Source organism: Nonomuraea sp. NPDC049714 (assembly GCF_044465295.1).
Taxonomy (GTDB): domain Bacteria; phylum Actinomycetota; class Actinomycetes; order Streptosporangiales; family Streptosporangiaceae; genus Nonomuraea.
Map to the genome: position 1 here is coordinate 217,922 of NZ_JBITLM010000010.1, position 26,316 is coordinate 244,237.

The 26,316-nt window shown below is 69.8% G+C and carries 27 protein-coding genes and 1 tRNA gene; 16 read left to right on the top strand and 12 right to left on the bottom strand.

Annotated features, from left to right (window positions below):
* Positions 1 to 46 precede the first annotated feature (46 nt).
* Together ACIBQX_RS34260 and ACIBQX_RS34265 are read right to left on the bottom strand one after the other, a co-directional pair.
* Positions 47 to 2,155 (bottom strand): transglycosylase domain-containing protein, encoded by a 2,109-nt coding sequence (locus ACIBQX_RS34260; RefSeq protein ID WP_397011929.1) that lies wholly within the window; start codon positions 2,153 to 2,155, stop codon positions 47 to 49.
* A gap of 98 nt (positions 2,156 to 2,253) precedes the next feature.
* The gene (locus ACIBQX_RS34265; RefSeq protein WP_397011931.1) at positions 2,254 to 2,739 is read right to left on the bottom strand and encodes an Lrp/AsnC family transcriptional regulator; all 486 of its coding nucleotides are present in this window, start codon (positions 2,737 to 2,739) and stop codon (positions 2,254 to 2,256) included.
* A 103-nt stretch (positions 2,740 to 2,842) separates the two neighbouring features.
* Here ACIBQX_RS34265 and hppD point away from each other — a divergent pair, with 103 nt between their 5' ends.
* The 3 genes from hppD (at position 2,843) to ACIBQX_RS34280 (ending at position 5,887) form a co-directional block, all read left to right on the top strand.
* Complete coding sequence (gene hppD / locus ACIBQX_RS34270) at positions 2,843 to 3,952, top strand: 4-hydroxyphenylpyruvate dioxygenase (protein ID WP_397011933.1); 1,110 nt, start codon at positions 2,843 to 2,845, stop codon at positions 3,950 to 3,952.
* A 72-nt stretch (positions 3,953 to 4,024) separates the two neighbouring features.
* On the top strand, positions 4,025 to 5,434 hold the full coding sequence (locus ACIBQX_RS34275; protein ID WP_397011935.1) for a M1 family metallopeptidase: 1,410 nt from the start codon (positions 4,025 to 4,027) through the stop codon (positions 5,432 to 5,434).
* Positions 5,435 to 5,566: 132 nt separating this feature from the next.
* A complete protein-coding gene (locus tag ACIBQX_RS34280; protein WP_397011937.1) occupies positions 5,567 to 5,887 on the top strand; it encodes a DUF4386 family protein in 321 nt (106 codons plus the stop codon).
* Here the strand turns inward: ACIBQX_RS34280 and ACIBQX_RS34285 are convergent.
* Together ACIBQX_RS34285 and ACIBQX_RS34290 are read right to left on the bottom strand one after the other, a co-directional pair.
* Complete coding sequence (locus ACIBQX_RS34285) at positions 5,884 to 6,996, bottom strand: ROK family protein (protein ID WP_397011939.1); 1,113 nt, start codon at positions 6,994 to 6,996, stop codon at positions 5,884 to 5,886. The genes ACIBQX_RS34280 and ACIBQX_RS34285 overlap by 4 nt on opposite strands.
* Positions 6,993 to 8,174, bottom strand: coding sequence for an FIST N-terminal domain-containing protein (locus tag ACIBQX_RS34290; protein ID WP_397012231.1), 1,182 nt, complete (start codon positions 8,172 to 8,174; stop codon positions 6,993 to 6,995). The genes ACIBQX_RS34285 and ACIBQX_RS34290 overlap by 4 nt, the downstream gene beginning before the upstream one ends.
* A gap of 122 nt (positions 8,175 to 8,296) precedes the next feature.
* Here ACIBQX_RS34290 and ACIBQX_RS34295 point away from each other — a divergent pair, with 122 nt between their 5' ends.
* Positions 8,297 to 9,736, top strand: coding sequence for a sigma 54-interacting transcriptional regulator (locus ACIBQX_RS34295; RefSeq protein WP_397011941.1), 1,440 nt, complete (start codon positions 8,297 to 8,299; stop codon positions 9,734 to 9,736).
* Between the two features lie 122 nt (positions 9,737 to 9,858).
* Positions 9,859 to 11,826, top strand: a complete 1,968-nt coding sequence (locus ACIBQX_RS34300; protein ID WP_397011943.1) for a VWA domain-containing protein — start codon at positions 9,859 to 9,861, stop codon at positions 11,824 to 11,826.
* 48 nt (positions 11,827 to 11,874) lie between these two features.
* Here ACIBQX_RS34300 and ACIBQX_RS34305 read toward each other — a convergent pair whose 3' ends face one another.
* Positions 11,875 to 12,297: a DUF6292 family protein gene (locus ACIBQX_RS34305; RefSeq protein ID WP_397011945.1), complete on the bottom strand. Its 423-nt coding sequence runs from the start codon at positions 12,295 to 12,297 to the stop codon at positions 11,875 to 11,877.
* 140 nt (positions 12,298 to 12,437) lie between these two features.
* On the opposite strand from ACIBQX_RS34305, the gene ACIBQX_RS34310 reads away from it, so the two are divergent.
* The 5 genes from ACIBQX_RS34310 to ACIBQX_RS34330 all read left to right on the top strand — a co-directional run bounded on the left by ACIBQX_RS34310 (position 12,438) and on the right by ACIBQX_RS34330 (position 14,413).
* A complete protein-coding gene (locus ACIBQX_RS34310) occupies positions 12,438 to 12,560 on the top strand; it encodes a hypothetical protein (protein WP_397011947.1) in 123 nt (40 codons plus the stop codon).
* Between the two features lie 10 nt (positions 12,561 to 12,570).
* On the top strand, positions 12,571 to 13,002 hold the full coding sequence (locus ACIBQX_RS34315; protein ID WP_397011949.1) for a hypothetical protein: 432 nt from the start codon (positions 12,571 to 12,573) through the stop codon (positions 13,000 to 13,002).
* A 155-nt stretch (positions 13,003 to 13,157) separates the two neighbouring features.
* Complete coding sequence (locus ACIBQX_RS34320; protein ID WP_397011951.1) at positions 13,158 to 13,484, top strand: PadR family transcriptional regulator; 327 nt, start codon at positions 13,158 to 13,160, stop codon at positions 13,482 to 13,484.
* A gap of 27 nt (positions 13,485 to 13,511) precedes the next feature.
* Positions 13,512 to 14,186 carry a hypothetical protein gene (locus ACIBQX_RS34325; protein WP_397011953.1) on the top strand — a complete coding sequence of 225 codons (675 nt, stop codon included), beginning with the start codon at positions 13,512 to 13,514 and terminating at the stop codon, positions 14,184 to 14,186.
* Positions 14,186 to 14,413: a hypothetical protein gene (locus tag ACIBQX_RS34330; RefSeq protein ID WP_397011955.1), complete on the top strand. Its 228-nt coding sequence runs from the start codon at positions 14,186 to 14,188 to the stop codon at positions 14,411 to 14,413. The genes ACIBQX_RS34325 and ACIBQX_RS34330 overlap by 1 nt, the downstream gene beginning before the upstream one ends.
* A 122-nt stretch (positions 14,414 to 14,535) precedes the next feature.
* Here the strand turns inward: ACIBQX_RS34330 and ACIBQX_RS34335 are convergent, their stop codons facing one another.
* Both ACIBQX_RS34335 and ACIBQX_RS34340 read right to left on the bottom strand, forming a co-directional pair.
* Positions 14,536 to 15,678 (bottom strand): cystathionine gamma-synthase, encoded by a 1,143-nt coding sequence (locus tag ACIBQX_RS34335; RefSeq protein WP_397011957.1) that lies wholly within the window; start codon positions 15,676 to 15,678, stop codon positions 14,536 to 14,538.
* A gap of 116 nt (positions 15,679 to 15,794) precedes the next feature.
* Positions 15,795 to 16,019, bottom strand: coding sequence for a hypothetical protein (locus tag ACIBQX_RS34340; RefSeq protein WP_397011959.1), 225 nt, complete (start codon positions 16,017 to 16,019; stop codon positions 15,795 to 15,797).
* Positions 16,020 to 16,133: 114 nt separating this feature from the next.
* Between ACIBQX_RS34340 and ACIBQX_RS34345 the strand changes: the two genes are divergently transcribed.
* The 3 genes from ACIBQX_RS34345 to ACIBQX_RS34355 all read left to right on the top strand — a co-directional run bounded on the left by ACIBQX_RS34345 (position 16,134) and on the right by ACIBQX_RS34355 (position 19,063).
* Positions 16,134 to 17,273 (top strand): sensor histidine kinase, encoded by a 1,140-nt coding sequence (locus ACIBQX_RS34345; protein WP_397011960.1) that lies wholly within the window; start codon positions 16,134 to 16,136, stop codon positions 17,271 to 17,273.
* 173 nt (positions 17,274 to 17,446) lie between these two features.
* Positions 17,447 to 17,800, top strand: coding sequence for a hypothetical protein (locus ACIBQX_RS34350; RefSeq protein WP_397011962.1), 354 nt, complete (start codon positions 17,447 to 17,449; stop codon positions 17,798 to 17,800).
* A 75-nt stretch (positions 17,801 to 17,875) separates the two neighbouring features.
* Positions 17,876 to 19,063, top strand: coding sequence for an ABC transporter substrate-binding protein (locus tag ACIBQX_RS34355; RefSeq protein ID WP_397011964.1), 1,188 nt, complete (start codon positions 17,876 to 17,878; stop codon positions 19,061 to 19,063).
* A gap of 60 nt (positions 19,064 to 19,123) precedes the next feature.
* On the opposite strand, the gene ACIBQX_RS34360 is transcribed toward ACIBQX_RS34355, so the two are convergent.
* Positions 19,124 to 20,494 carry a cystathionine beta-synthase gene (locus ACIBQX_RS34360; RefSeq protein ID WP_397011966.1) on the bottom strand — a complete coding sequence of 457 codons (1,371 nt, stop codon included), beginning with the start codon at positions 20,492 to 20,494 and terminating at the stop codon, positions 19,124 to 19,126.
* A 123-nt stretch (positions 20,495 to 20,617) separates the two neighbouring features.
* Between ACIBQX_RS34360 and ACIBQX_RS34365 the strand changes: the two genes are divergently transcribed.
* The 3 genes from ACIBQX_RS34365 (at position 20,618) to ACIBQX_RS34375 (ending at position 24,312) form a co-directional block, all read left to right on the top strand.
* Positions 20,618 to 21,601, top strand: coding sequence for an SGNH/GDSL hydrolase family protein (locus ACIBQX_RS34365; protein WP_397011968.1), 984 nt, complete (start codon positions 20,618 to 20,620; stop codon positions 21,599 to 21,601).
* 61 nt (positions 21,602 to 21,662) lie between these two features.
* Positions 21,663 to 23,003: a PQQ-binding-like beta-propeller repeat protein gene (locus ACIBQX_RS34370; protein WP_397011970.1), complete on the top strand. Its 1,341-nt coding sequence runs from the start codon at positions 21,663 to 21,665 to the stop codon at positions 23,001 to 23,003.
* Positions 23,004 to 23,094: 91 nt separating this feature from the next.
* On the top strand, positions 23,095 to 24,312 hold the full coding sequence (locus ACIBQX_RS34375) for an acetyl-CoA C-acetyltransferase (protein ID WP_397011972.1): 1,218 nt from the start codon (positions 23,095 to 23,097) through the stop codon (positions 24,310 to 24,312).
* A gap of 39 nt (positions 24,313 to 24,351) precedes the next feature.
* Here the strand turns inward: ACIBQX_RS34375 and ACIBQX_RS34380 are convergent, their stop codons facing one another.
* From ACIBQX_RS34380 to ACIBQX_RS34395, 4 genes are all read right to left on the bottom strand, one after another.
* Entirely contained in the window at positions 24,352 to 24,762 is a 411-nt protein-coding gene (locus ACIBQX_RS34380) for a PPOX class F420-dependent oxidoreductase (RefSeq protein ID WP_397011974.1), read from the bottom strand.
* Positions 24,763 to 24,882: 120 nt separating this feature from the next.
* The gene (locus tag ACIBQX_RS34385) at positions 24,883 to 25,116 is read right to left on the bottom strand and encodes a DUF4287 domain-containing protein (RefSeq protein WP_397011976.1); all 234 of its coding nucleotides are present in this window, start codon (positions 25,114 to 25,116) and stop codon (positions 24,883 to 24,885) included.
* A gap of 161 nt (positions 25,117 to 25,277) precedes the next feature.
* Complete coding sequence (locus ACIBQX_RS34390; protein WP_397011978.1) at positions 25,278 to 26,066, bottom strand: Bax inhibitor-1/YccA family protein; 789 nt, start codon at positions 26,064 to 26,066, stop codon at positions 25,278 to 25,280.
* 171 nt (positions 26,067 to 26,237) lie between these two features.
* Positions 26,238 to 26,310: transfer RNA gene (locus tag ACIBQX_RS34395), tRNA-Leu, on the bottom strand.
* Positions 26,311 to 26,316: the final 6 nt, after the last annotated feature.

Here is a 26,316-nt window from a genome sequence, read left to right on the forward strand (position 1 = left end):
GCGCGACCGGGTGGCGGCGCGACCGGGTGGCGGCGCGACCGGGTGGTCAGCCGAGGTCGGCCGGGTCGGCTTCGCCGTCGTCGGGGCGGCCGGAGGGCTGGAGGTCCGGCTCGGCCGGTTGGTCCGTGTCCCGCTCGGGAGGTCCCTGCTCCTCCTCGACGGGGCCCTCCTCGATCGGCGCGTCGTCGATGAGAGGCGGCTCGGTGGCCTCGTTCTCCGGGACGTCGTCCCACTGCTCCGGCTGCCGGGTGGGGGCGGTGGTGGGGCGCTCGTCGTAGTCGCGCTCCGGCGCGGAGTAGTCCGGCGTGTAGCCGAGGCCGGACGGCTCGGGGAAGTCCTCGACGGGCTTGTCCCGCATGGCCTCGGTCATGAACGCCCGCCAGATCTGCGCCGGCAGCTGACCGCCGAACTGCACTCCGTAACCGGGGACGCTGACCGGCTTGTTGTCGGAGCGGAACATGTCCACCGCGACGGCCAGCTGCGGGGTGAAGCCGTTGAACCAGACCGACCGGGAGTCGTCCGTGGTGCCCGTCTTGCCCGCCACGGGACGGTCGTAGAGCCGTGCCGCCGTGCCGGTGCCGTACTGCACGACCTGCCGCATCGCGTAGGTGGCGTCCGCCGCCGCCTGCTTGCTGACGGCCTCGGTGGCGACCGGCTTGATCGTGTCCTTCTTGCCGTCGGCGCCGGTGACGCGCTTGACCACGTGCGCCTCCATGTGGACGCCGCCGTTGGCGAGGGTGGAGAAGCCGGACGCGTTCTGCACGGCGCTCACGGAGGCCACGCCGAGCGGGAAGGTGGCGGCCTCGACGTGCGGGCCGAGCTGCTGGGCCGGGATGCCCATGGCGGTGGCGGTGGCGGCGACCTTGTCGGTGCCCACCTTCTGGGCGAGGTCCACGAAGGCGGTGTTGACGGAGTTCTGGGTGGCGCTCACCAGGTTGATCTGCCCGTAGGAGCGGCCGCTGTCGTTGGGGATGGGGGTGTCGGGGGCGGAGGCCACCCGCATCGGGGAGTTGCCGTTGACCCTGGTGGACAGCTCGAAGCCGTTGTCCAGCGCGGCGGCCAGCGTATAGGGCTTGAAGGTGGAGCCGGCCATCACCTTGGCGGAGAAGGCGTTGTCGTACTTCGTCTGGTCGGGGCTGCCGCCGTAGAAGGCGACGATCTCGCCGGTGGCCGGGTCGACCGCGGCCAGGCCGGTGCGCACCTTCTTGGGTGTGGAGTCCGGCAGCGTCTCCTTGACGGCGCGCTCGGCCGCCTCCATGAGCTTCTTGTCGAAGGTGGTGACGATCTTGAGGCCGCCGCCGTTGATGTCCTCGTCGGAGTAGCCGCGCCGGTTGAGCTCCGAGGTCACCTGCTCCAGCATGTACTGCGCCTGCCCCTTGAGCTGGAACGGCTTCTTCGGCGCGGTCAGCTTGGGGAACTTCTGCTCGGCGGCCTCCTCGGCGGTGAGCGCGCCGGTCTCGACCATGGCCTGGACGACCGACCGCCAGCGGACCTCGGCGGCGTCGAGGTCGGCGCCCTTGGGGTCGGCGAAGCGGCTGGGCTGCTGGATGACCGCGGCGAGGTAGGCGCCCTGGGCGACGCCGAGCTCGTCGACGTCCTTGCCGAAGTAGGCCTGGGCCGCGGCCTGGACGCCGTTGGCGCCGCGGCCGAAGTAGATGGTGTTGAGATACTGCTCCAGCACCCAGTCCTTGGACTTGGACTGGTCGACCTTGATCGAGATCATGATCTCTTTGAACTTGCGGGTGATGGACCGTTCCTGGCTCAGGCCGCTGTAGTAGTTACGCACCAGCTGCTGGGTGATGGTGGAGCCGCCCTGGAGCTGCTGGCCGGTGAGCGTCGACCACAGGGCTCGCGTGGTGCCCTTGGCCGAGACGCCGCCGTCCTCGTAGAACGAGCGGTTCTCGGCCGCGATCACGGCGTCGCGCACGTGCTCGGGCACCTTGGCCAGCTCCACGGTGCGGCGGTCGACCCCCTGCCGGGCGATGACGCTCTTGCCGTCGCGGTAGTAGATGACCGAGCCCTGCGCCGTGGCGTCCTTCTGGGTGGTGTCCGGGATGGGGGTCATCGCCCACGCGATGCCGAAAAGCGCGGCCAGCACGAGGAACCCCGAGCCACCGACAATCAGTGAGATACGGAGCCATCGCCGCTTCCGCATGCCGTCACCCCCCGATCACGTCCGTCGATCCCCCCGTCACCTGGGCGAAGGTCACAAGGGTAAACGATCGATAACGGTGCATCGTCCCTCCGCCGATGCTACGGCTCGCGCGCCGCCCGGCGAGGGACATCGGCGACCAACGGGAGGACTCGGTACGGAACCGGGGTGTCCAGGGCGATGATCGACGACGTTCTGAGCACGCCCTGGACGTCCACGATCTCGTCGATGACCCGCTGCAGATCGGCGTTGGTCCGGGCCACCACCCGGCACAGCAGGTCGCTGCCGCCGGTGATGGTGTGCACCTCCAGCACCTCGGGGATGAGCGCCAGCCGGTCGGCGACCGGGTCGTGCCCGGCGACCTGGCGGATCTCCATCAGGACGAAGGCGGTGACGTCGTAGCCGAGCGCCTCGGTCGAGATGTCGGGGCCGAACCCGGTGATGACGCCCCGGGCGGCCAGCCTGTCCAGCCGTGCCTGGACGGTCCCGCGGGCGACGCCGAGCCTGCGCGAGCACTCCAGCACGCCGAGCCTCGGCTCGGCGGACAGCAGCGCGATCAACCGGGCGTCCAGCTCATCGATCGTCATGGTGTACAGATTCTCCGGTGGATGCCGTCCAGCAGTGGGCAGATTGTCCACTATTTTAAGCAACTCTTGCACAACTCGTCCATCTCTATCGAGAGTTAGCTCTATGAGCGATGTCTTTCCGGTCAACGGGATGGATGCCGTGGTGTTCGCCGTCGGCAACGCCAAGCAGGCAGCCCACTACTACTCGACGGCTTTCGGCATGAAGCTGGTGGCCTATCGCGGGCCGGAGAACGGCAGCCGCGACGAGGTGGCCTACGTACTCACCTCGGGCAGCGCCAGGTTCGAGCTCCGGTCCTCGATCAGGCCCGGCACCGACCTGGCCAGGCACGTGGCCGAGCACGGCGACGGAGTGATCGACCTGGCCCTGGAGGTCCCGGACGTGGAGGCGGCCTATCGGCACGCCGTGGCCCACGGCGCGCGCGGCCTGGCGGAGCCGTACACGATGGAGGACGAGCGCGGCAAGGTCGTGCTCGCGGCGATCGCCACCTACGGCGAGACGCGGCACACACTCGTGGACAGGGCCAATTACGGCGGCGTGTACCTGCCGGGCTACCAGCCCGCCGCGCCGCTCGTCGCGCCGCCCGCCACCAGGACCGGGCGGCTGTTCCAGGCCGTCGACCACTGTGTGGGCAACGTCGAGCTCGGCAAGATGGACGAGTGGGTGGAGTTCTACCGGAAGGTCATGGGCTTCACGAACATGGCGGAGTTCGTCGGCGACGACATCGCCACGGAGTATTCGGCGCTGATGTCCAAGGTCGTCGCGGACGGCTCGCGCAAGGTCAAGTTCCCGCTGAACGAGCCGGCGGTCAGCCGCAAGAAGTCGCAGATCGACGAGTATCTGGAGTTCTACGGCGGGCCCGGCGTGCAGCACATCGCGCTGGCCACCAACGACATCCTGACCACGGTCGACCACATGCGCGCGGCCGGGATGGAGTTCCTCGACACGCCCGACTCCTACTACGACGACCCCGAACTGCGCGGCCGCATCGGCGAGGTGAGGGCGCCGATCGAGGAGCTGAAGAAGCGCAAGATCCTGGTCGACAGGGACGAGGACGGCTACCTGCTGCAGATCTTCACCAAGCCGGTGCAGGACCGGCCGACGGTCTTCTTCGAGCTCATCGAGCGGCACGGCTCGCTCGGGTTCGGCAAGGGCAACTTCAAGGCGCTCTTCGAGGCCATCGAGCGCGAGCAGGAGCGCAGGGGAAACCTCTGACCCGAGGCGTCTCCAGCGGTGCCTGACTCAGCGTAGTCTTGTGGTCACGCATCGAAGGGGGACGTAGCACAGATGAGGTCCACCAAGCGGCAGGCCGCCGTTCTCCTGGCCACCCTGATGGGCGCGCTCGCCTGCGGGCCGTCCGACGGGGCGGCCCGCCCGGCCGAGCGACTCTCCGCCCAGGCCGGCGCGCCGGGGATCGGCGACGCCGACTTCCCCCTCGACGGCAACGGCGGCTACGACGTCTCCCATTACGCGCTCAAGCTCGGCTACACCCCGGCGGGCCGGCGGCTCGACGGCGTGGCGACGATCCAGGCCACGGCCAAGCAGTCGCTGACCCGGTTCAACCTGGACCTCAAGGGCTTCAAGGTGAGCGAGGTCTCCGTTGACGGGGCCGCCGCGACGTTCTCCCGCGCGGGCCACGAGCTGACCGTCGCCCCCGCCGCGCCGCTGCGGCAGGGGTCGGCCTTCACCGTCAAGGTGGCCTACGCGGGCGTCCCGCAGCCGGTCGTGGACTCCTCCAACCTCGGCCGGTACGGCTTCATCCCGACCCCCGACGGCGCGTTCGTGGCCTGCGAGCCCAACGGCGCCAGGACCTGGTTCCCCGGCAACGACCACCCCGCCGACAAGGCCACCTTCGACTTCGAGATCACCGTGCCCAAGGGCGTGACCGCGCTGGCCAACGGCGAGCTCACCGGCAAGCCGCGGACCTCGGGCGGCAAGACCACCTTCACCTGGCGCGAAGCGCACCCGATGACCACCTACCTGGCGACGGCCACGGTCGGCAAGTTCCGGCTCCGGCAGGGCACGACTCCGGGCGGCATCCGCAACCTCGCGGCGGTCGACCCCAAGTTCGCCGGCTCGCTGGACAAGCTCTACAAGCTCTCCGCCGAGATCACCGACCATTGGGGCACCGTGTTCGGCCGCTACCCGTTCTCCTCCACGGGCGGCGTGGTCGACGACTTCTCGGCCGGCTACGCGCTGGAGAACCAGACCAAGCCCCTCTACGGCGGCTTCGAGCCCGGCGCGGACATCATCGCCCACGAGCTGGCCCACCAGTGGTTCGGCAACAGCCTGAGCATCAAGCGCTGGAAGGACCTGTGGCTCAACGAGGGCTTCGCCACCTACGCCGAGTGGCTCTGGGCCGAGCACAAGGGCACCGGCACCGCCGACGCCTCCTTCAAATCCTTCTACGAGCGCCCGGCGAACGACTCCATCTGGGCCTACCCGCCCGGCCGCGCCAGGCCCGACGACCTGTTCAACGAGTCCGTCTACAGCCGTGGCGCGATGACGCTGCACGCGCTGCGCGGGGCCATCGGCGACGAGACGTTCTTCGAGCTGCTCAAGACCTGGACCAGCGAGCACCAGTACGGCTCCGTCACGACGGAGCAGTTCGTCGCGCTGGCCGAGCGCATGTCGGGCAAGCAGCTCGACGCTCTCTTCGACGCCTGGCTCTTCCAGCCGAAGCGTCCCACCCTCTGACCTGGCAAGCCCCCGGCGCCAGGACACCGCTCCTCCTGATGTAAAGAATCATAGACACGATGTCCGTCTTTTGTTACTTTGACGATGTCAAAGATTCTTTACCTGACTCGTGTTCGAGCCCCAGGAGGGGAAATGAACTCGTCCGGAACGATGCGCGGGCCTGCCCTGGTCGCGGGGTTATCCCTCTTCGCGATGGCCGTCCTGGAGAACCTGGTCACCTTCTTCGGCCTTCACCTGCTGCTTCTCGGCTACCTGGCCTACCGGTGGGCCAGGGTGGTGGGCGTCCTGCTCGGGATCGCGGGGCTCGGATACCTCGTGGACAGCTTCGGCGCGGTGCTCGGTCACACACCCGACGCCGCCGTGTTCACCTTCGTCGGCGAAGTGGTCCTCATGCTGTGGCTGCTGGTCAAAGGCCGGAACATCACCCCGAGCAGCATGGCGATGGCCGCCTAGTAGCGCTCCGCGGCCAAGATCAGCGCGGCCGCGCCGACCAGTCCCGCCTCCTGGCCCAAGGCAGCGGGCACCACCCGGACCCGGCGGGCGAAGTCCATGCGGGCGTGCTCGCGCAGCGCCTCCTCCAGCGGCCCGAACAGCGGCTCACCCGCCTGCGACAGGCCGCCGCCGATGGTCACCAGGTCCAGGTCGCACAGATGGGTGGCGGACGCGATCGCGATGCCCAGTGCGCGTCCGGCCCGCCGCATCGCGGCCACGGCCACCTCGTCACCCGCCCGGGCGTCCGCCGCCAGCGCGCGCCCGGTGACCGCCCGATCCTCCCGGTACGGCTCCGCCCCCACAGCACCGGCGGCCACCGACCCGACGACTCCCACCCCGGCGGCCCCCAGATTGGCGATCCCCGGACCGGCCGCACACGGATCACCGATCCCCGGACCCACCGCTCGCCTGCCTTCGGATTCCCGGCCGGTGTCCCCCCGGTCAGCGGCCCCAGGAGCGGTGCCCTCTCTGCCGGTGGGGGTGGCCGGGGTCCAGCCCTGGGACAGGGCCCACTCGGTGAGGGCGGGGCCTCTGGCGACCGCCTCCAGGCAGCCGTGGCCGCCGCACCCGCACCGCGGCCCGTCCTCGGGCTCCACCACGACGTGCCCGATGTGCCCGGAGTTGCCGGTGCCGCCGTTGATCAGGCGTCCGCCGAGGATGAGCCCGCCGCCCACCCCGGTCGACACCACCATCCCGAGCATGTCGGCGCTGCCACGGCCCGCGCCCTGCCAGTGCTCGGCCACGGCCACGCAGACCGCGTCGTTGTGTATCCGTACCGGAAGGCCGGGAAAGCGGGCCGCGAGCCTGGCGCGCAGCGGGAAGCCGCGCCAGCCGGGGATGTTGAGCGGTGACACCTCGCCGTCCGGCCAGGTCATCGGGCCGCCGCAGCCGACCCCCACCCCCTCCACCTCGCCGGAGAGCGGCTCGATCAGGTCGGTGAGGGTCTTCCACAGGGTCTGCCCGTCCGCGTGCTGCGGGGTGGCGACGCGCGTGATCCGCCGCGGCGTGCCGTCGGGGCCGACGAGGGCGGCGGCCATCTTGGTGCCGCCCACGTCGATCGCCAGGATCACGCGCCGCCCGCCGATCCGGAGGAGGAGAAGACGAGCACGGAGGCGGTGAAGCCGTGCACGTGGTTGTGGCCCGCGACCGGCCCGACCTCGCCGGCGGCGAAGAACCCGGCCATGCCGATGGGGCCGAGCGTGTCGCGCAGGGCGACGGGGTCGTGGTCGGCGGTGCCGAACATCGCCGAGCCGCGGCCGTTGCAGGAGAACAGCAGCGCGCCGTCGACCCTGCCGAGCTCCTCGCGGTGCGCGTCGAGCAGGTCGTAGAGGTCCTCGTCGGCGGTGGCGGCGTCGCGCACCTGGAAGCGCACGGTGCGGCCGATGTCCACGATGTCGCCGATGGCCACGGCCTCGCGTTCGGGGTCGATGCCGATCACACCTCTGATCAGGAAGTCGCCGCGTTCGTGGCGTTCGGCGTACTCATCCATGGCCACGCCGATCTGCAGTCCGGCGGCCACCAGCTCGCGGTCGTCCTCGTCGAGGTCGCTGACGATGTCCTCAAGGCGGGAGAGGGCGGGCTGCCCGGCCAGCTCCAGCAGCAGGTTCTCCTCGCAACGGGTGACCACCATGCTGGGGCCGATCGGGCGGCAGCCCTGGCTGACCACGGTGCTGACCCGTACGGCTCCGCTGATCAGCACGCCGATCGCGCCTTCGGTGTAGACCTCGCCGTCGGCGAACAGCCGGACCGACCCGCGGCCCTGGAGCCCGTTGGCCAGGCCGCCGATCAACGGCAGGTCACCGAGCACCTCCACGGACCGTTCGACGAAGGCGTCCGTCGGGAAGGAGTAGGGGTCGGCGAGGATGATCGCCACATGGTCGTCGGCGCCGCGCTCGGGCAGCCCGACCACCACGAACTTGTCCTCGGCGGTCAGCGTCTCCAGCGCGAAGGTCGTGATCTCCGCCCCGTCGAGGGTCGCCGCCCAGGCGCTCACGGCGGGCGTCAGCTCCACGCCCTGCCCGTCGCCGATCACCCCGGTGGCGCTGCAGCCGATCACCTGCGCCTCCGGGGCGAGCCGCATGGCGCGCTCGCCCGCCCTGGCCACGTCCTCTGGGTCCTCGCCGCAGATGAAGAAACAGACCAGGTCGGCTTGCCCGTTGAGTCTCGCCAGGGCTTGGCCGACGGCCTTCTCCGCGGCCGTCACCAGATCGGAATCCACGGCGAGGCCGTCAGCGAAGCGGCTCGTCATCAGTGCCACGCCTCTCGCCTCCCTCAGCAGGTCCAAGTCCCCTAGGCCCGATTCTCCCCCTTAAAAGGACAAGCACGCACACGAACCGTCACCTAATAGTCAAGATCCGAAATCTCCGCCAGATGCGAAACTCTCCCCGCATCATCTCTGAGGGACGTAGTCTCGATCCCGTGCATCAGCCTCGTATTCTTCGCGAGTTGCGAGAGAGCGGCCACGTTCATCGCACCGTCAAAGCCGAGGTCCGCGAAAACCTGCTGGCCAAACTCCGAGCGGGCGAGCCCCGTTTCCCAGGCATCGTGGGCTTCGACGACTCCGTCCTGCCCCATCTCGAACGGGCCCTGATCGCCGGGCATGACCTGGTCCTGCTCGGTGAGCGGGGCCAGGGAAAGACCCGGCTCATCCGCACGGTCACCGGCCTCCTCGACGAGTGGACCCCCGTCGTGGAGGGATGCGAGATCAACGACCATCCCTACTCCCCTGTCTGCGGTCGCTGCCGCGCGCTGGCGGACGAGCTGGGCGACGAGCTCCCCGTGGCGTGGAAGCACCGTGACGAGCGTTACGGCGAGAAACTCGCCACCCCCGACACCTCGGTGGGCGACCTGATCGGCGACATCGACCCGATCAAGATCGCCGAGGGGCGGCGGCTCGGCGACCCCGAGACCGTCCACTACGGCCTGGTCCCGCGCACCAACCGCGGCGTCTTCTCCGTCAACGAGCTGCCCGACCTGGCCGAGCGCATCCAGGTCTCGCTGCTCAACGTGCTGGAGGAGCGCGACATCCAAGTGCGCGGCTACAACCTGCGGCTGCCGCTCGACATCCTGCTCATCGCCAGCGCCAACCCCGAGGACTACACCAACAGGGGCCGGATCATCACCCCGCTGAAGGACCGCTTCGGCGCCGAGGTCCGCACCCACTACCCACTCACGATCGAGGACGAGCTCACGCTCATCCGGCAGGAGACCGTGCCGGACATCGGGGCCGACATCCCCGAGCACCTCATCGAGGCGATCGCCAGGTTCACCCGGCTGGTCCGCGAGTCCACGGCCGTCGACGCCCGCTCCGGCGTGTCGGCGCGCTTCTCGATCGCGGCCGCCGAGACCGCCTCGGCCTCCGCCGTGCGCAGGGCCGCGATCGCCGGCGAGGAGCAGGCGGTGACCCGGGTGTGCGACCTGGCCCCGGTCGTGCACAGCCTGCGCGGCAAGGTCGAGTTCGAGGTCAGCGAGGAGGGCAGGGAGACCGAGATCCTGGCCCACCTGCTGCGCCGGGCCACGGCCGAGACGTTCAGGAGCCGGCTGGGCGGCTTGGACCTGTCGCCGCTCACCGACAAGTTCGCCGAGGGCAACCAGGTGGAGTCGGGCGAGCTGATCGGCGCGGGCGAGCTGCTGCACCGGATCGGCCCGGTCAACGGCCTCGCCAAGATCATGACCGCGCTGGGCATGGGCGCCGGCGAGGAGTCTCCGGGACACGCGGCGGCGGCGCTGGAGTTCACCCTGGAGGGCCTCTACCTGATGCGCCGGCTGTCGAAGGACGACCTCGACGGCGTCGCCGTCTACCGGACCTGACCGTCGGGGCGGTCTCGCCCGGCTTCGCCGGCGGGGCCGCCTCGGCGCTGTTCACCACAGGCGGACCCACACGTACGGGCTCAGGGTCCGCAAAGGGGAGCATCTGGGGTTAGCGTGGGTCCGTGACGGCCTACCGCTATGGCGAGTTCCACGACGGCCCGGACCCCCTCGCCCCGCCGTACGACGTGCGTGCGGCTCTCGACGAGATGGGCGACGCCATCCTGTCCGGCTCCACGCCCGTGCACGCCCTGCGCGACCTGCTCAAGCGCGGGCTGCCGGGCGCGCGAGACCGCCGGGGCCTCGACGACATGCTCAGAGAGGTACGCCGACGCCGCCGGGAGCTGCGGGAGAGCGGCCGGCTCGACGGCACCCTGGAGCGCGCACGGGCGCTGCTGGACAAGGCGATCGGGCAGGAGCGCGCCGAGCTGTTCCCCGACCCGTCCGACGACGCCCGGCTGCGTGAGGCCGAGCTCGACACCCTGCCCGACGACACCGCCGGCGCCATCCAGGCGCTGACGCCCTACGAGTGGCGCTCTGCCGCCGCCAGGCAGACCTTCGAGGAGCTGCGCGACCTGCTGCGGCGGGAGGTTCTCGACAGCCAGTTCAAGGGGCTGCGCGACGCGCTGGCGAATCCTGACCCGGAGGCGATGGAGCGGGTCCGCCAGATGATGTCGGACTTGAACGACATGCTGGACAAGGACGCCCGAGGCGAGCACCAGCAGGCCGACTTCGACGACTTCATCGCGAAATATGGCGACATGTTCCCGGAGAAGCCCCGGAACCTCGACGAGCTCGTCGACGCCCTCGCCCGCCGCGCCGCCGCCACCCAGCGCATGCTCGCCTCGATGACCCCGCGCCAGCGCGAGGAGCTCGGCAACCTGATCGACGAGACCCTCGACCAGTCCGGGCTGTCGGACCAGATGCGCCGCCTCGGCGAGGCCCTCGCCGCCCGCCGCCCCGACCTCGCCTGGGACGCCGGCGAGCGGATGACCGGCGAGGAGCCGCTCGGCATGGGCGACGCCGTCACCGCCCTGGAGGAGCTGGCCGACCTCGCCCAGCTGGAGACCGCCCTGCGCCAGGACTACCCCGGGGCCAGGCTGGACGACATCGACGAGGCCGCGGTCCGCCGTGCCCTCGGCCGCTCGGCCGTCGACGACCTCGAAGGGCTGAAGCGGATCGAGCGGGAGCTGGAGGAGCAGGGCTACCTCCTGCGCCGCCGCGGCAAGCTGGAGCTCACCCCCAAGGCCGTGCGGCGGCTCGGCGAGACCGCGCTGCGCCGGGTGTTCTCCTCGCTCGACGCCGGGCGGCGGGGCGACCACGACCAGCACGACGCGGGCTCGGCGGGCGAGCTCACCGGCTCGTCACGCCCCTGGCGGTTCGGCGACGAGCAGCCGATCGACGTGGTCCGCACCCTGGTCAACGGCGTGCGCGGCGGCGGCCTGCGCACCGGTTCCGGTGCCGGCACATCCGTGCGCCTGTCCGTCGACGACTTCGAGGTGGCCGAGACCGAGCGGCGCAGCGCCGCGGCCATCTGCCTGCTGGTCGACCTGTCCTACTCGATGGCCCTGCGGGGCACCTGGGCCGCGGCCAAGCAGACGGCGCTGGCCCTGCAGGCGCTGGTGGCCGCCAAATTCCCGCAGGACGCCGTACAGATCATCGGCTTCTCCAACTACGCGCGGGTCCTGCAGCCGGACGAGCTCGCCGGCCTCGACTGGGACATGGTGCAGGGCACCAACCTGCACCACGCGCTGCTGATCGCGGGACGTCACCTGGATCGCCACCCCGACTTCGAGCCGGTGGTGCTCGTCGTCACCGACGGCGAGCCGACCGCCCACCTGATGCGCAACGGCCGCTCCGCCTTCGAGTGGCCGCCGTCGTCGGAGACGCTGGAGCTGACGCTGGCCGAGGTGGACAAGATGACCCGCCGCCGCGCCACGCTCAACGTCTTCATGCTGGCGGGCGACGACCGGCTCAAGGAGTTCGTCGACGAGGTCGCCCGGCGCAACGGCGGGCGCGTCTTCTCGCCCGACGCCGACCGGCTGGGCGAATACGTGGTGAGCGACTTCCTGCGCGTGCGCCGGGCACGCTGACGTCCCGGCCCGCGCGGCCCGGCGTCGATGAGGCGCGGGTAAAAGCGGTCAGGCGTCGATGAGGCGCGTGTAGAAATCGAGCGCGAGGTCGAAGCCGTCGTGGCAGTTGCGGTGGGAGCGGTAGCAGGGACGCCACGCGCTGCAGGCGCCGACGCCCGCGCGGGCGTCGGCCAGCGCCGCGGGCACCCGCTCCGGCCTGGGCAGCAGCCCGCCGCCCAGATAGCGGGACCCGGTCAGCTCGGTGCGCTCGCCGGGACCGCCGGAGACGAGGCGGCCCAGCCGCCAGCCGCTCTCCTCGTCCCACACCAGCGCGGCCCCGTCCGCCAGGCGAACGGTCGCCTCGCGCGGATCGCAGGGGCCCTCCCACCAGTCGGCGACCTCGGCTCCGAGCAGCTCGACGACTAGCCGCACGTAGCAGACCGGCTGCTGCAGCCACTCATCGGAATACGGCTCGACGTGCCTGATGGTCACGGACGGCACCCCCTTGTGCCCAGAAGGTAAGGAAAATCCAGCGGTGCACAACGATACCTGGGCCGAACTCGTGCCGACGCCCAAGCGTCTAGTCATTACGGGCGGTATTTCCGCCCGCTACGGGGAAAGAGGGGGTGCTAATGATCGCCGTCATTCTCATCACGCTGATGATCATCGCCATCGTCGGCAACGAGCTGATCATGCGCTGCTCCGCCGAAAGCAAAGAGAGTGTCGAGTCCCCGGCCGAGATCGCCGGGGACTAGTCTCTCCCGCATGTCGTCCCTGTTTCTCTGGCTGCACATCGGCTTCGCGGTCTTCACCATCGGGCCGCTGACCGCCGCAACCATGGCCGCGCCGCGCGCCATCCGCGACAACAACCTGCCCGTGCTCCGCAACATCCAGCGCACGACCCGGATCTACAGCGTCGCGGCGCTGGGCGTCTTCGTGTTCGGGGTGGTGCTCGGCGTGGTGCTGGGCGGCGGGGTGCTCGGCGAGTGGTACATGACGGCGTCGATGACGTTGTTCATCGTCGGCATCGTGCTGCTCTTCATCATCGACCGCGACCTGCGCGGCGCCGTCCAGGCCCTCCAGAGCGAGGAGAAGGACGACGACGCGAAGGTGCAGAACGGCCGGATCGCCGCCATCAGCGGCCTGCTCGCGGTGATCTGGCTGGTGATCCTCTTCCTGATGGTGGTGCCCGGCTAGCCTTCCGGAGACGCTTCACGATCTTGAGGGTTCGAGGTACCTGTCGCGGTCACCGCGGCCCGCCGGAGCACACGTGGCGGAGCATGAATGACCCACTCCTCAAGCCAGGGAGGAGTAGCCTCGACATATGTAGCCTACATAGGTAGATTTAAGTCATGAAGCTAACCGGGCCCCTGGCGCGGGTGCTGGCGGCCTTTCTGGCAGATCCCACGGAAGACCGCTACGGCTACGAATTGATGAAGGCCGCCCGACTGGCCAGCGGCACGCTTTATCCCATGCTCGCCAGACTCATGGACGAGGGGCTGGTCACAGCCGAGTGGGAGTCGCAGTCGGCCGACGAGGCGGGGCGTCCGCCGCGAAAGTACTACCGGCTGACCGGGGACGGCATTCGCATCGCTCGGGAGGAGCTGGCTCGGGCGTCCCTGGACGCCACGAGTAACGGCTTCCAACCGTCCAGGCCTTCGCCACAAGGGGCGGTGTGATGGCCCTTCATCCCCGTACCTTACGGAATGCGAAGCGCCTCATCCGCAGCGCCTGCCTCAAGCTGCCGATCGACATCGCGCCAAGCTACTACCGGGGAGTGGACGGCAGAGCTCCCGGCCATCCTTGACGATCACGAGGTCCGAAGCCCCTCAATACGCATCATCCGGGCTCTCACGTTCGCCGTCGACCAACACCGGAGCGTACGCAAGCTGGCTCCCCATGGCAGCCGCAGACGCAGCTCCAGAAGCCTGCTCATCGGGCTGACGGCCATCGCCTTCGTCCTTGGCCTCATCGGCGGTGTATCCGCGGGAATTGTCACCGTCCTTGCCTCAGGCGCGGGTTTTTTCGTCGGCGTTTTCGTCGGCATGGTGGTCGAATCGCCCGCCCTGGGGGTTGTGACCTCCGTGATCCTGGCGATCGCCAGCGGCCTGTACTTCGCCGGCGCGGGAAAGGTGGTCATCGGCGAGCTGCTCGACACCACCAACGACGACACCGTCATCCGTGCGGCTCTGGGTGGCACGCTGACGGGCGCCGCGACGGTTTGCGTCCTCGTGATGGCCCTGGCGAATGGCCCGATCGGCCTGATCTCACTGTGCATCTGCGCCAGCGGCATCGTGCCGGCCACCAGGCGTATCGCCATTGCCTACCGCACGACCTATACCAACCACTACAAGGTCATGCCCCTTGAAGAGGACACGTGATGAGCAGCGCACTCTTGTCGAGCATGCCGTGGTGGGCCTACCTCATCGGCGGTGTTGCATGGCTCATGGCCTACATATGTAGGCAACTGGTCCTGCTCTTCCTGGCCTCAAAAGCCCTGGACAAGGCCGAGGCCAAACACATCCCGGCCATCATGACGGTGCTCTATCGCAGTCGGAGGTCAGCATCCGCCGAGAGCGAGCGTCCGCCCGTCAAGCCGGCAAGGTGACGGGCGGACGCGTTTCGCAAGTGGAGGTCCAGGGCTGCGGATGCCGTCCCAGGGACGAAGTGGCGGCGAATCAGCAACCGTCGCCGTGTGACCCCTAGCCCACAGCGCGAAGCGTCACCTGATCACTGGCCGAGCGCCCGTGTCAGGTCGGCGAGCAGGTCGTCGATCGTCTCGATGCCGACCGACAGGCGCACCAGGTCGCCGGGGACCTCCAGCGGCGAGCCGGCCACGGAGGCGTGCGTCATCCTGCCCGGATGCTCGATGAGCGACTCGACACCGCCGAGCGACTCGCCGAGCGTGAACAACTCGGTGCGGTTGCACACCTCGACCGCCTCGGCCTCGCCGCCGGCCACCCGGAACGACACCATGCCGCCGAACCTCTTCATCTGCTTGGCGGCCACCTCGTGACCGGGGTGCTCGCCGAGCCCCGGGTAGAGCACCTGGGTCACCTTCGGGTGCGCGAGCAGCAGGTCGACGACTCGCTCGGCGTTGTCGCAGTGGCGGTCCATGCGCACGCCGAGCGTCTTGAGCCCGCGCAGCGTCAGCCACGCGTCGAACGGCCCCGCGACCGCGCCCATCGCGTTCTGGTGGTAGGCGAGCTCGTCGCCGAGCCCCTGGTCGGCCGCGACGAGAGCGCCGCCGACCACGTCGGAGTGGCCGCCGACGTACTTGGTGGTCGAGTGCACGACGACGTCCGCGCCGAGCGCCAGCGGCTGCTGGAGGTACGGCGAGGCGAAGGTGTTGTCGACGACGAGCAGCGAGCCGTTGTCATGGGCGAGCCGGGCCAGCGCCGCGATGTCGGCGATGCCGAGCAGCGGGTTGGTGGGCGTCTCCACCCAGATGACCTTCGTCTTCTGGGTCAGCGCCGACGCCACCGCGTCCAGGTCGCCGAGCGGCACCGGGTCGTAGTGCAGGCCCCAGCGCTCGTGCACCTTGGCGAACAGCCGGTAGGTGCCGCCGTAGGCGTCGTTCGGGATGACGACGTGGTCTTGTGGCTTGCACACCGCGCGGAGCAGGGTGTCCTCGGCTGCGAGCCCGGAGGCGAACGCCAGCCCGCGCGCCCCGCCCTCCACCGCCGCCAGCGCCTCTTCGAGCGCCGTCCTCGTGGGATTGGCCGAGCGGCTGTATTCGTATCCAGAACGCAGGCCGCCCACACCGTCCTGCTTGTAGGTGGAGGTCGCGTATATCGGCGGCACGACCGCGCCGGTCACAGGATCAGGCTCCTGACCTGCGTGGATCGCCAGGGTTTCGAAACCGTTGGTCATACCGCCACCGTAACGGACGCGGCCCGCGCTCCGTTCCCCAACAGAGCGCGGGCCGCGCCGGGGCATCACCCCCCGCGATGCCCTGCGGCTCGCGCGCCATACCGCGCGAGCCGGTCTCAGGCGGCCGTGGGCTCCCGGCGGTCATCGGCCCTGCTGCGCGGCAGCCGTACGATCTCCGCCTCGCGCACCCTGATGTGCCGCCCGCTGGCCCCCTCAGCGGGCTCCCCGTTGATGCGCGACAGCAGCACCGGGTCGGTCAGTGCCAGCAGCACCCCGATGACCAGCCCGACACCCAGTAGTACGAATCCGATGACCACCATGGTCGCCCCCTTCCGGCTCATCCAGAATCGCTCCCCACCCCCTGTCCCCGCCTCGGCTGAAGGGCCGGTCCCTCTCCCCCGTGCTCGGCCGAATGGTCGATACGACCTCTACGACTTGCGGCCTAGGCTCGGACCGTGCGGGAATCCAAACGCGTCGTCTACTGGATCCGCCGGCTGAGCGAGATCGCCATGTTCGGCTGGCTCGGCCTCATGCTCCTGGCCGACCTGGCCGTCGCCATCACCTCCGCGGGGCTCCAGATTCTGGTGTTCTGCTGCGGAGTCGCCGGGATCGCGGCCGTGGCCCTGCGCCGCCGCTTCCGGGTGGAGACCTTGGGCATCATGTTCGCCCTCTCCATGCTCACCTCGTTGATCATGGGATTCTCGGGCACCACCGGCATGCCCGGCGCGGCGGAGACGGGGGCGCTGCTCGTCCTCTCCCTCGGCGTGATCAGACACGTGGAGCCGGTCCGCACGGCGGCCATCCTGACCGGCGCCGGCCTGATCGTGCTCATGACCGAGGCCTTCGGCCGCAGCTCGAGCGTCGAGGCCCTCGCCTTCGCGTTCCTGCTGTTCGCCGCCTGGTCGACGATCGCCGGCGTCGGCGGCTACCTGCGCTTCCAGCAGGAGCGCCGTAAAGAGGCCGTCCATTCCGTACGACGCGCCGAACGGCTGGAGCTGGCCAGGGAGCTGCACGACCTGGTCGCCCACCACATCACCGGCATCGTCGTGCAGGCACAGGCCGCCCGTACGGTCGCCGAGACCAGCCCGGCGGCCGTGGTGCCGGCGCTCGACGCCATCGCCACGGCCGGCGGCGAGGCGCTCACCTCGATGCGCCGGATGGTCACCGTGCTCAGAGCCGACGAGGCGTCCCGCAGCCCCGGCACCTCGCTCGCGGACCTGCGGCTGCTCACCGACCGCTTCTCGGCGGAGGGTCCGAAGGTGGCGTTCGAGATCGGCCAGGGCATCGACGATCGCACGCTGGCCCCCGAGGTGCTGACGACCCTGCACCGGGTGCTGCTGGAGGCGCTCACCAACGTCCGCAAGCACGCGCCGCGGGCCGCCTGGGTCGAGGCCGACCTGCGGCGGTACGACGCCGTCGTGGTGCTGCGGGTGCGCAACTACGACTCGGTCTCGGACCCCAGGGTCTCCCGCCTCGGCGGCGGCTTCGGTCTCGTGGGCATGGCGGAGCGGGTCGAGGCGCTCGGCGGCCACCTCGACGCCGGCCTCACCCCCGAGGGCGCCTGGGAGATCCGCGCCGAGTTCCCTCTCCACTGACCCCCCGCCCGGCCGGCACAGCCGCTCAGAACCATGGCGTTTGAAGATTTCTATAACCGAACGCGATGATTCCATTACTCTCAGTGCTGCCCGATCGCAGGATGCGACCAGGCGGCACAACCTTCCGCACAAGTGAGACGGGAACCATGCAGACAGTACGGAAAATCTTCGTAGTGGCAGCAGCCGTGGCGGGCATCATGGCCGCGCCGGCCGGGATCGGCGCCGCCGGCGCCGCCACGGGCGACCGCGACGCAGGCCCGGGCGGCCTGCTGTCCAACATCTCCGGGCGGAACTCCTCCGGCCACGCGAACCTCTGCGGCACGGGCAAGCTCTCCCTGCTCAAAGAGCGCACCTGTATCGCCAAGGACCGCCACAACCCCGGCAAGGGCGGCGACATCGCCGGCCCCAGCGGCGGCATCCTGTCCAACCTCCTGTTCGCCCGCAACGCCTCCGGCCACAGCAACAACTGCGGGAACGAGACGATCTCCATCATGAGCCGCACCACCTGCGTGACCGTGCACGGGTAACGACCGGGCAGCCGCCCGGGGGGTCTGCCCGCCCAGGCCCCCACACCCCTGCCCCGACGACCGCAGACCGAGGTGATGATGGCAGATCCGCAGGTGTGCATAGGCGCCGTGATCCCCCTGACCGGGCGACTGGCCCGGCTCGGAGATCCGCTGTCATTTCTGCTCCCATGGCTGGCGCCACGACTGACCCACCTACGCAACGGGAGCCGCCGCCACCCGTTGCGCATCGCGATCCGCGACAGCCGATCGGACCCCGTCCGCGCCCGCCAGGCCGTACGGGAACTGGCCACCGACGAACAGGCACACGTCGTGATCACCATGGCGGGCACCCAGGTGCTGCCCGCAGTGGTCGACGCTTGCGAAGAACTCCAGGTGCCTTGCGTGTCGACCACCTTCCCCTGGCAGGCCTACGTCCACCGGGCCGGCGCCGAGGAGCACCAACGATTCGCATGGACCTACCACTTCGCCTGGGGCCTGGACGACATCGCCACCGTGTTCGCCGAGATGTGGGAGCGCCTGGGTGCGACGCAGACGGTGGGATGCCTGTGGAACGACGACCTACAAGGCCGTCTGCTGCGCCACGACCGTGACGGTTTCGCGCCCGTGGCCAGGAAACGCGGCCACACTTTGATCGACCCCGGCGGCTACCGGGAGCCCGCCGTCGATCTGAGTGACCATGTCGACCAGCTGCGCCGGCACGGCGCCGACATCGTCACCAGCGCCGCCACCGCCGCCGACCTGACGCTGTTCCACCGCCAGGCCCACCGATCCGGGCTGCACCCGCGCCTGATCACCTGCTCGCGGTGGCTGGCCTACCCGCACACCGGAGCTGCCGGGAGCGAGGAACTGGCTCAGGCGCGAGTGGGCACCCTGGTCTACTGGACGCCGCACCACCCCTACCGCTCCAGCCTGGACGGCACCACCGCCGCCGACCTGGCCACGGCATACCAGCAGGTCACGGGCAACCCGTGGCTGCAGCCCCTGGGCCTGGCCCACGCCCTCATCGAGGTCGCCCACCATGCCCTGGCCCGCGCTGCCGACCCCACCGACCGCCACGCCATCGCCCAGGCGATCAGCAGCACCCGCATCACCACCATGGCGGGGTCGCTGGACTGGACGAGCGGCCCCACCCCCAACATCGCGCTCGTCCCCCTGGTCGGCGGCCAATGGCAGCCGACCAGCCGCGGGCACGAGCTCGCCTTGGTCACCAACACCGGCCTGCCCGAGGTGCCCATCACCGCGGACCTGATGTCGGCACGGTGACCTCTGCACCGAAGCGGACGCCGGTCGAGCCGCGCCCGAGCGGCGGCGCACCGCTCCGAATCAGTGGTTGGCCAGGAAGGTGAGCAGGTCCTGGCGGGTGAGGAGGCCGGCGGGCTTGCCCTCTTCGAGCACCACCGCGGCGTCCGCCGACTTCAGCGCCTCGACCGCCATCGACACCGGCTCGCCACTGCCGATCATGGGCAGCGGCGCGGACATGTGCTGCGAGACCAGGTCGTCGGAGGTCAGCTTGCCGTGGTAGAGAGCGTCGAGGAGGTCGCGCTCGACGATCGAGCCGACCACCTCGGCCGCCATCACCGGCGGCTCCTCGTTCATCACCGGAAGCTGGGACACGGAGTATTCGCGCATGGTGGCGATGGCCGTGCCCACCGACTCGTGCGGGTGCGCGTGCACGAAGTTGGGCAGGCTCGCCCCCTTGCGGGCCAGCACGTCGCGCACCAGGCCCTCCTCCGAGGTGGTGGTCAGGAAGCCGTAGTCGGCCATCCAGTCGTCGTTGAAGATCTTGGACAGGTAGCCGCGGCCGCCGTCGGGCAGCAGCACCACGACCACGTCGTCCGGCCCCGCCGTGGCCGCCACCTGGAGCGCCGCGACCACGGCCATCCCGCAGGAGCCGCCGACCAGCAGCGCCTCCTCACGGGCCAGCTTGCGGGTCATGTTGAAGGAGTCCTTGTCGGACACCGCGATGATCTCGTCGCAGATCTTGGTGTCGTAGGTGGCCGGCCAGATGTCCTCGCCCACCCCTTCCACCAGGTACGGCCTGCCGGAGCCGCCGGAGTAGACGGACCCTTCCGGGTCAGCGCCGATGATCTTCACGCTGCCGCCGGAGACCTCCTTGAGGTAGCGGCCGGTGCCGCTGATGGTGCCCCCGGTGCCGATGCCCGCGACGAAGTGGGTGATCCTGCCCTCGGTCTGCTCCCAGATCTCCGGGCCGGTGGAGTGGTAGTGGGAGTCGGGGTTGTTGACGTTGGAATACTGGTCCGGCTTCCAGGCGTCGGGGATCTCGCGGGCCAGCCGGTCGGAGACCGAGTAGTAGGACTCCGGATGCTCGGGCGCGACGGCGCTGGGGCAGACCACGACCTCCGCGCCGTACGCGCGCAGGACCGAGATCTTGTCCTGGGCGACCTTGTCCGGCACCACGAACAGGCACCGGTAGCCCCTCTGCTGGGCCACGATGGCCAGGCCGACGCCGGTGTTGCCGGACGTCGGCTCGACGATGACGCCGCCGGGCCGCAGCTCGCCCGAGGCCTCGGCAGCGTCGATCATGCGGACGGCGATGCGGTCCTTGACGGACCCACCGGGGTTGAAGTACTCGACTTTGGCGAGCACCTGGGCCGGCATTCCCGCCGAAACCTTGTGCAACCGGACGAGTGGGGTGTTGCCCATCAGCTCGACCAGGGAATCATAAACGCGCACCGAGGTGTCACCTTCTTTGCCAAAGCTTGGTCAGCAGGTCCGAGGCCGAGATCCCGTGCAGGTGGCAGGCCCTCGGCTAGTTTCATGCAAACGCTACCGCCGAGTTCGGCCAGGGAGGCACACGTGGTCTGGACAGCGGGCACGGCACGCGCGGCACGACGCATCGCCACGGCCGCCGCGCTGGGAGGCGGCGGCCTGACGGCGCTCGGCGCCACCGCCTACGGGCTGCTGATCGCCGAGAGCCTGCTGGCGAGGAAGACCATCGGACGCCCGCACGGCATGGACGGCCCACCTGCCGACGGGGTCTACGGCGACTACCCCGGCCTGCCGATCAAACTGGCCATGCTGGGCGATTCCACCTCTATCGGGCTCGGCATGACAGATCCCGCCAAGACACCGGCGGTCATGCTCGCCAACGGGCTGGCCGCGATCGCCGAGCGCCCGGTGCTGCTGTGCGTCGTGGGCAAGTCGGGGGCGGCCTCCGCCGAGCTGGACGAGCAGGTGGACGCCGCGCTGGCGATGGAGCCGGATGTGGCGGTGCTCTTCGTCGGCGCCAACGACGTCATCACCGCGACCTCGCCCGCCACCTCCGTGCGGCACCTGATCAAGGCGGTGCGGCGGCTGCGTGACGTGGGCGCCGAGGTGATCGTCGGCACCTGCCCCGACCTCGGCACGGTCCGGCCGCTCGCCCAGCCGCTGCGCTGGGTGGCCCGGCGCTGGAGCCGCCAGATCGCCGCCGCGCAGACGGTCGCGGTGGTGGACGCGGGTGGCCGTACGGTGGCGTTCGCCGACCTCCTGGGACCGGAATTCCACACAAACCCGGGCGAAATGTTCGGACCGGATCGTTTCCATCCATCTGACCGAGGTTACGCACAGGCCGCTTACGCGGTGCTACCTTCGGTGTGCGCTGCGTTGGGGTTGTGGCCCGAGCCGCGACCCGCGCGCGGCGAAGGACTGCAACCGATCTACCTTGCGGCGGCCACGGCCGCGGAGGAGCCCGGCACCGAGGTGTCCGCGACCCGGGTCGCCGGGCGGACCAGCGGCACCCACGGAAAGTGGGCGGCGCTGTTCCGCCGGCGTCTTGGGGAGGGGCTCAACGACGCCTGAAACCGGTCACCCTCCGCGCTGGAGCCGTCACTCGTGTTCCCCAGTTTGGAGTGAATTGCCCGTGCTCCGGCCTCTCGCGAAACCGGCTCTCGCACTCGCCGGGACCTTGGCCCTGGCCGGCTGTTCCAACAGCGATGCAGCCACCGCCACCTATCCGACCTGGCACAACACCGAGATCAACGCCGTCAGCCGGATGGCTGCGGCCGGCGGGGTGGTGACCACCACCGCCATGAAGCCTGACGGCGCACTGGAGACCGTCTCGCTCGACCTCGCCGACGGCAAGAAGCTCTGGGCCCACCCCGCCACCATGGCCGGCCGCCTCCCCGGGATGGGCGTCTCGGCCCCCGCCCTGGTGGAGACGGCCAAGGGAGCGACGATCGTCGCCCTCGACCCGGCCAAGAAGGGCCGCTGGAACGCCACCCTCGTCGCCCGGGAGGCCCGCACCGGCAAGCAGAAGTGGACCAGGCCGATCCACTCGACCTTCGGCCCGCAACGCTGCGGCCCGTACGTCTGCCTGTCGGAGCACACCGCCACGGCGGGCGCCCGCGTCGTCGTGCTCGACCCCGACACCGGCAACCTCAAGTGGAAGCTGCCCGGCATCGCCGAGGTCGAGTGGTCCGACCGCGACCGGGTCCTGATGCTGCGCCTGGCCAAGAACCCGATGATCGAGTCCTACGACCTCAAGACCGGCAAGCTCCAGTGGCAGCAGCCCATCGAGCAGGCACTCGGCCCCGGCATCGACATGTCCGGGGGCTGGGCCTTCGGCGCCACCGGCGACAACCTCATCGGCTACGTCGCCCCCTACACCAACCCGAAGACCAAGAACGTCTCCACCTTCGGCCTGTTCTCCGTCAAGATCGGCGACGGCACGATCAACTGGATGCGCCCTTCCGTGGTGCGCGTCTATCCCAGCGGCAGCCCCGGCTTCGCCCCCGTCGTCCGCCCTGTCGACCGGCAGGGCTCCTACGGCGGCTTCGCTAGGCTCGACTCCGAGACCGGCCGCGTCGTCGGCCAGATCACCGCCGCCGACGTCCCCGGCTCCGGCTGGTGGCTCGCCTTCCCCAACCGCATGGACAAGCTCGGCTTCCTCAAGCACGACCACAAGGGCAGCGCCTTCGACCTCGTCACCGGCAAGCCGGTGCCGGTCGAGGAGCAGCGGGGCTGGTCCTTCTGCGTGACCGATCCCAAGCCTCTCCCGCTCAAGGGCCAGGCCCCCGGCTTCTACTCCACCGCCGCCCTGTGCGAGTACGACCTCGCCACCGGCAAGCGGATCGCCGAGGCCGCCACCCCGCCGTCCTGGTTCACCGGCAGCCAGCACGGCTGGCGGCTGTGGCGCGACGAGAAGGGCGCGGTGCACGCCACCAACGACCGCACCGCCACCGCTCCCGGCATGTACGGCTAGCGTCGCCGTACCGAAAAACAGTGGGGGCGGGCGTGATGACAGAAGGGATATTGGAATATAGTTCTAGTCCTGTGCTGACAAAGGAGGGGCCATGCCCGAGGCAGTCATCGTCGCAACCGCCCGCTCGCCCATCGGGCGGGCAGGCAAGGGATCGCTCAAGGAGATCCGCCCCGACGACCTGACCGTGCAGATGATCCAGGCGGCGCTGGCCAAGGTGCCCCAGCTCGATCCGCACACGATCGACGATCTCATGCTGGGCTGCGGCCTGCCCGGCGGTGAGCAGGGCTTCAACATGGCCCGCGTGGTGGCGGTGATGCTGGGCCTGGACGACGTGCCCGGCACCACGATCACCCGCTACTGCTCCTCGTCGCTGCAGACCACCAGGATGGCGTTCCACGCGATCAAGGCGGGCGAGGGCGACGTGTTCGTGTCGGCCGGGGTGGAGACGGTGTCCCGGCTGGCCAAGGGCAGCTCCGACAGCTGGCCCGACACCATGAACCCGATCTTCGACGAGGCCCGGGGCAGGACCAAGGCGGCCGGGCAGGGCGGCCAGAGCTGGCACGACCCGCGCGAGGACGACGCGGTGCCCGACATCTACATCGCGATGGGCCAGACGGCCGAGAACCTCGCCCAGATCAAGGGCGTCAGCCGCGAGGAGCAGGACGAGTTCGGCGTACGCTCGCAGAACCTGGCCGAGAAGGCACTGGCCGACGGCTTCTGGCAGAAGGACATCACGCCGGTCACGCTGCCCGACGGCACCGTGGTCAGCAAGGACGACGGGCCGCGCGCCGGCACCACCTACGAGAAGGTGTCCACGCTCAAGCCGGTCTTCCGCCCCGACGGCACCGTGACGGCGGGCAACTGCTGCCCGCTCAACGACGGCGCCGCCGCGGTGGTCATCATGAGCGACGTCAAGGCCGCGGAGCTGGGCATCACCCCGCTGGCCCGGATCGTCTCGACCGGCGTCACCGGCCTGTCGCCCGAGATCATGGGCCTCGGCCCGGTCGGCGCGACCAGGCAGGCGCTGTCCCGCGCCGGGATGGCGATCGAGGACATCGACCTGGTGGAGATCAACGAGGCGTTCGCCGCCCAGGTCATCCCGTCCTACCAGGACCTCGGCATCGACCTCGACCGGCTGAACGTCAACGGCGGCGCCATCGCGGTCGGCCACCCGTTCGGCATGACGGGCGCCCGCATCACCTCGACCCTGATCAACAGCCTGCGCCACCACGACAAGAGCATCGGCCTGGAGACGATGTGCGTGGGCGGTGGCCAGGGCATGGCGATGATTCTGGAGCGCCTGAGCTGACCGGCGCACCGGCCGGGCCGCACAAAACGCCCGGCCGGCTCAGCCGTGGCGGTCGGGGCCGGCGCGGTGCGGCGTGATGCGGAGGACGACGCGGCGCTCGCGGACCATCGCGGCCCGGTAGTCGTCCCAGTCCGGATGCTCGCCGGAGATCCTGCGGTAGTACTCGATCAGGTCGTCCATGGCGTCCGGCAGCGAGACGACCTCCGCGGTGCCCTCCACCTGGATCCACTCGCCGAAGAAGCCGTCGGTGAAGGCGCAGACGGCCACCTGGGGGTTGCCGCGGGCGTTGTGGGTCTTGGCCGCCGTCTCCCTGGTGCTGACGATGATGCGGCCCTCGTCGTCGACGCCCACCAGCACCGGCGACATCTGGGGACGGCCGTCGGGGTGCGCGGTCAGCAGGATGGCGCGATGGTGGCGGGCGAGGAAGTCCCGCGCCTTGTCTAGGTCCATGAGCCTATGATCGCGCGTACGGATCCGTGTGCGCGGGTACGCGCGCCGTGGGAGCGGTCATGGCTGCGGTCATGGCTGCGCGCCCGTGCCGGACGGCACGGGCGCGGGTCAGCGATGAGCCTAGATGAAGCCCATGCGGTTACGGCGGAACCGCTCGTGTTCGTGCACGATCGCGGCGGCGTAGCCGTGGGTCAGCCCGTGCTCGTCGGCGAGCCAGTTGGCCCGCTCGTCGCACCTCAGGAAGGATGGGCCGTTGTCGATGGCTAGGAACCACTCGGGGAGTTCGCGTCCCGTTATGGCCGGGACCCTTGCGATGAGCTTCGTCTGCGTCTCCGGTGAGTGGTTCAAGGACATGGGCACCTCCACGGATTAAGGTCCTTTGCTTGACCCTGCAACACCGCTTGCCGAATGGCAAGACCCCAAGCTGTGATCGTTTCGTTATGCGGGTAGATTTCCTATAGCACGAAAAGAGGGCCCCGCCAAGTGTGGCGGGGCCCTCTCGTCGAGACGCGGGATCAGTCGCTACTGGAGAAGTAGCTGAGCAGGCGGAGCACCTCAAGGTAGATCCAGACCAGGCTCAGCGTGAGCCCGAAGGCGCACTGCCAGGCGAACTTGGCCGGAGCGCCCTGCTTGACGCCCTGCTCGATCGAGTCGAAGTCGAGGAGCAGGAAGAAGCAGCCGAGCAGGATCATGGCGGCGCTGAACACGATGCCGAGCGTGCCCGCCTCGCGCAGGCCGAGCCCGCCCGGGACGAAGAAGCCGGCCACCAGGTTGACGAGGATCAGACCGAGGGCCGCGACGGCCGCCGCGATGACGTACTTCACCATCTTCGGGGTGACCCGGACGATCCGTAGTGTGTAGACGGCCAGCACGCCGCCGAACGCCATGGCGGTGCCGAGGACCGCCTGGATCACGATGCCGCTGATCTGTCCCTCGAACAGGCTGCTGATGGTGCCCAGGAAGACACCCTCGAAGGCGGCGTAACCCAGGATGAGCGCCGGGTTGCTGCTCTGCGTGAACGACACGATCAGGCCGAGGACCAGCGCCACGATGGCGGCGCCGATGGCCACTCCGGGGGACACGTCGAGATACCAGGCCGCGGCTGCCGTCACGACCAGGGTGCCCAGCGTCATGAAGCTGCGGACGACGACGTCGTCCAGCGTCATGGCCCGGAAGGCGGGCTGGGTCGGCGGAGCGTAGGAAGGGGCGTCGTACATGTTCTGCAGCTGGTCGGGGCTCGGAGCCGGGGCGCCCCAGCCCGCCGACTGCCGTGACCTACTGAAAACGGGGTTTCTACTCTGCATCGCTGCCTCCTGTGCGCCGAGCCTATGGGACCGGACGGCACCTAGGTCAACTCGCACTCATGATCTATGTGGTTTCGAGACTCCAAGCAGGTGGTCAACGAACGCGCCCGCCGGGAAGTTCCCAAGGTCAACGGAGCGAATTCGGAAGCATTTCGGATGGTAGATGGTCGGTGCCCCCGGCGGGATTCGAACCCGCACCGCAACCCTTTTAAGGGGTTTGCCTCTGCCATTGGGCTACGGGGGCGCCGCA

Bases quoted from the DNA above. Each gene is read 5' to 3' on its own strand.
- ACIBQX_RS34260 (WP_397011929.1), bottom strand. From the start codon at position 2,155: ATGCGGAAGCGGCGATGGCTCCGTATCTCACTGATTGTCGGTGGCTCG.
- ACIBQX_RS34265 (WP_397011931.1), bottom strand. From the start codon at position 2,739: ATGACGATCGATGAGCTGGACGCCCGGTTGATCGCGCTGCTGTCCGCC.
- hppD (WP_397011933.1), top strand. From the start codon at position 2,843: ATGAGCGATGTCTTTCCGGTCAACGGGATGGATGCCGTGGTGTTCGCC.
- ACIBQX_RS34275 (WP_397011935.1), top strand. From the start codon at position 4,025: ATGAGGTCCACCAAGCGGCAGGCCGCCGTTCTCCTGGCCACCCTGATG.
- ACIBQX_RS34280 (WP_397011937.1), top strand. From the start codon at position 5,567: ATGAACTCGTCCGGAACGATGCGCGGGCCTGCCCTGGTCGCGGGGTTA.
- ACIBQX_RS34290 (WP_397012231.1), bottom strand. From the start codon at position 8,174: ATGACGAGCCGCTTCGCTGACGGCCTCGCCGTGGATTCCGATCTGGTG.
- ACIBQX_RS34295 (WP_397011941.1), top strand. From the start codon at position 8,297: ATGCGAAACTCTCCCCGCATCATCTCTGAGGGACGTAGTCTCGATCCC.
- ACIBQX_RS34310 (WP_397011947.1), top strand. From the start codon at position 12,438: ATGATCGCCGTCATTCTCATCACGCTGATGATCATCGCCATCGTCGGC.
- ACIBQX_RS34315 (WP_397011949.1), top strand. From the start codon at position 12,571: ATGTCGTCCCTGTTTCTCTGGCTGCACATCGGCTTCGCGGTCTTCACC.
- ACIBQX_RS34320 (WP_397011951.1), top strand. From the start codon at position 13,158: ATGAAGCTAACCGGGCCCCTGGCGCGGGTGCTGGCGGCCTTTCTGGCA.
- ACIBQX_RS34325 (WP_397011953.1), top strand. From the start codon at position 13,512: ATGCGAAGCGCCTCATCCGCAGCGCCTGCCTCAAGCTGCCGATCGACA.
- ACIBQX_RS34330 (WP_397011955.1), top strand. From the start codon at position 14,186: ATGAGCAGCGCACTCTTGTCGAGCATGCCGTGGTGGGCCTACCTCATC.
- ACIBQX_RS34335 (WP_397011957.1), bottom strand. From the start codon at position 15,678: ATGACCAACGGTTTCGAAACCCTGGCGATCCACGCAGGTCAGGAGCCT.
- ACIBQX_RS34340 (WP_397011959.1), bottom strand. From the start codon at position 16,019: ATGAGCCGGAAGGGGGCGACCATGGTGGTCATCGGATTCGTACTACTG.
- ACIBQX_RS34355 (WP_397011964.1), top strand. From the start codon at position 17,876: ATGATGGCAGATCCGCAGGTGTGCATAGGCGCCGTGATCCCCCTGACC.
- ACIBQX_RS34375 (WP_397011972.1), top strand. From the start codon at position 23,095: ATGCCCGAGGCAGTCATCGTCGCAACCGCCCGCTCGCCCATCGGGCGG.
- ACIBQX_RS34380 (WP_397011974.1), bottom strand. From the start codon at position 24,762: ATGGACCTAGACAAGGCGCGGGACTTCCTCGCCCGCCACCATCGCGCC.
- ACIBQX_RS34385 (WP_397011976.1), bottom strand. From the start codon at position 25,116: ATGTCCTTGAACCACTCACCGGAGACGCAGACGAAGCTCATCGCAAGG.
- ACIBQX_RS34390 (WP_397011978.1), bottom strand. From the start codon at position 26,066: ATGCAGAGTAGAAACCCCGTTTTCAGTAGGTCACGGCAGTCGGCGGGC.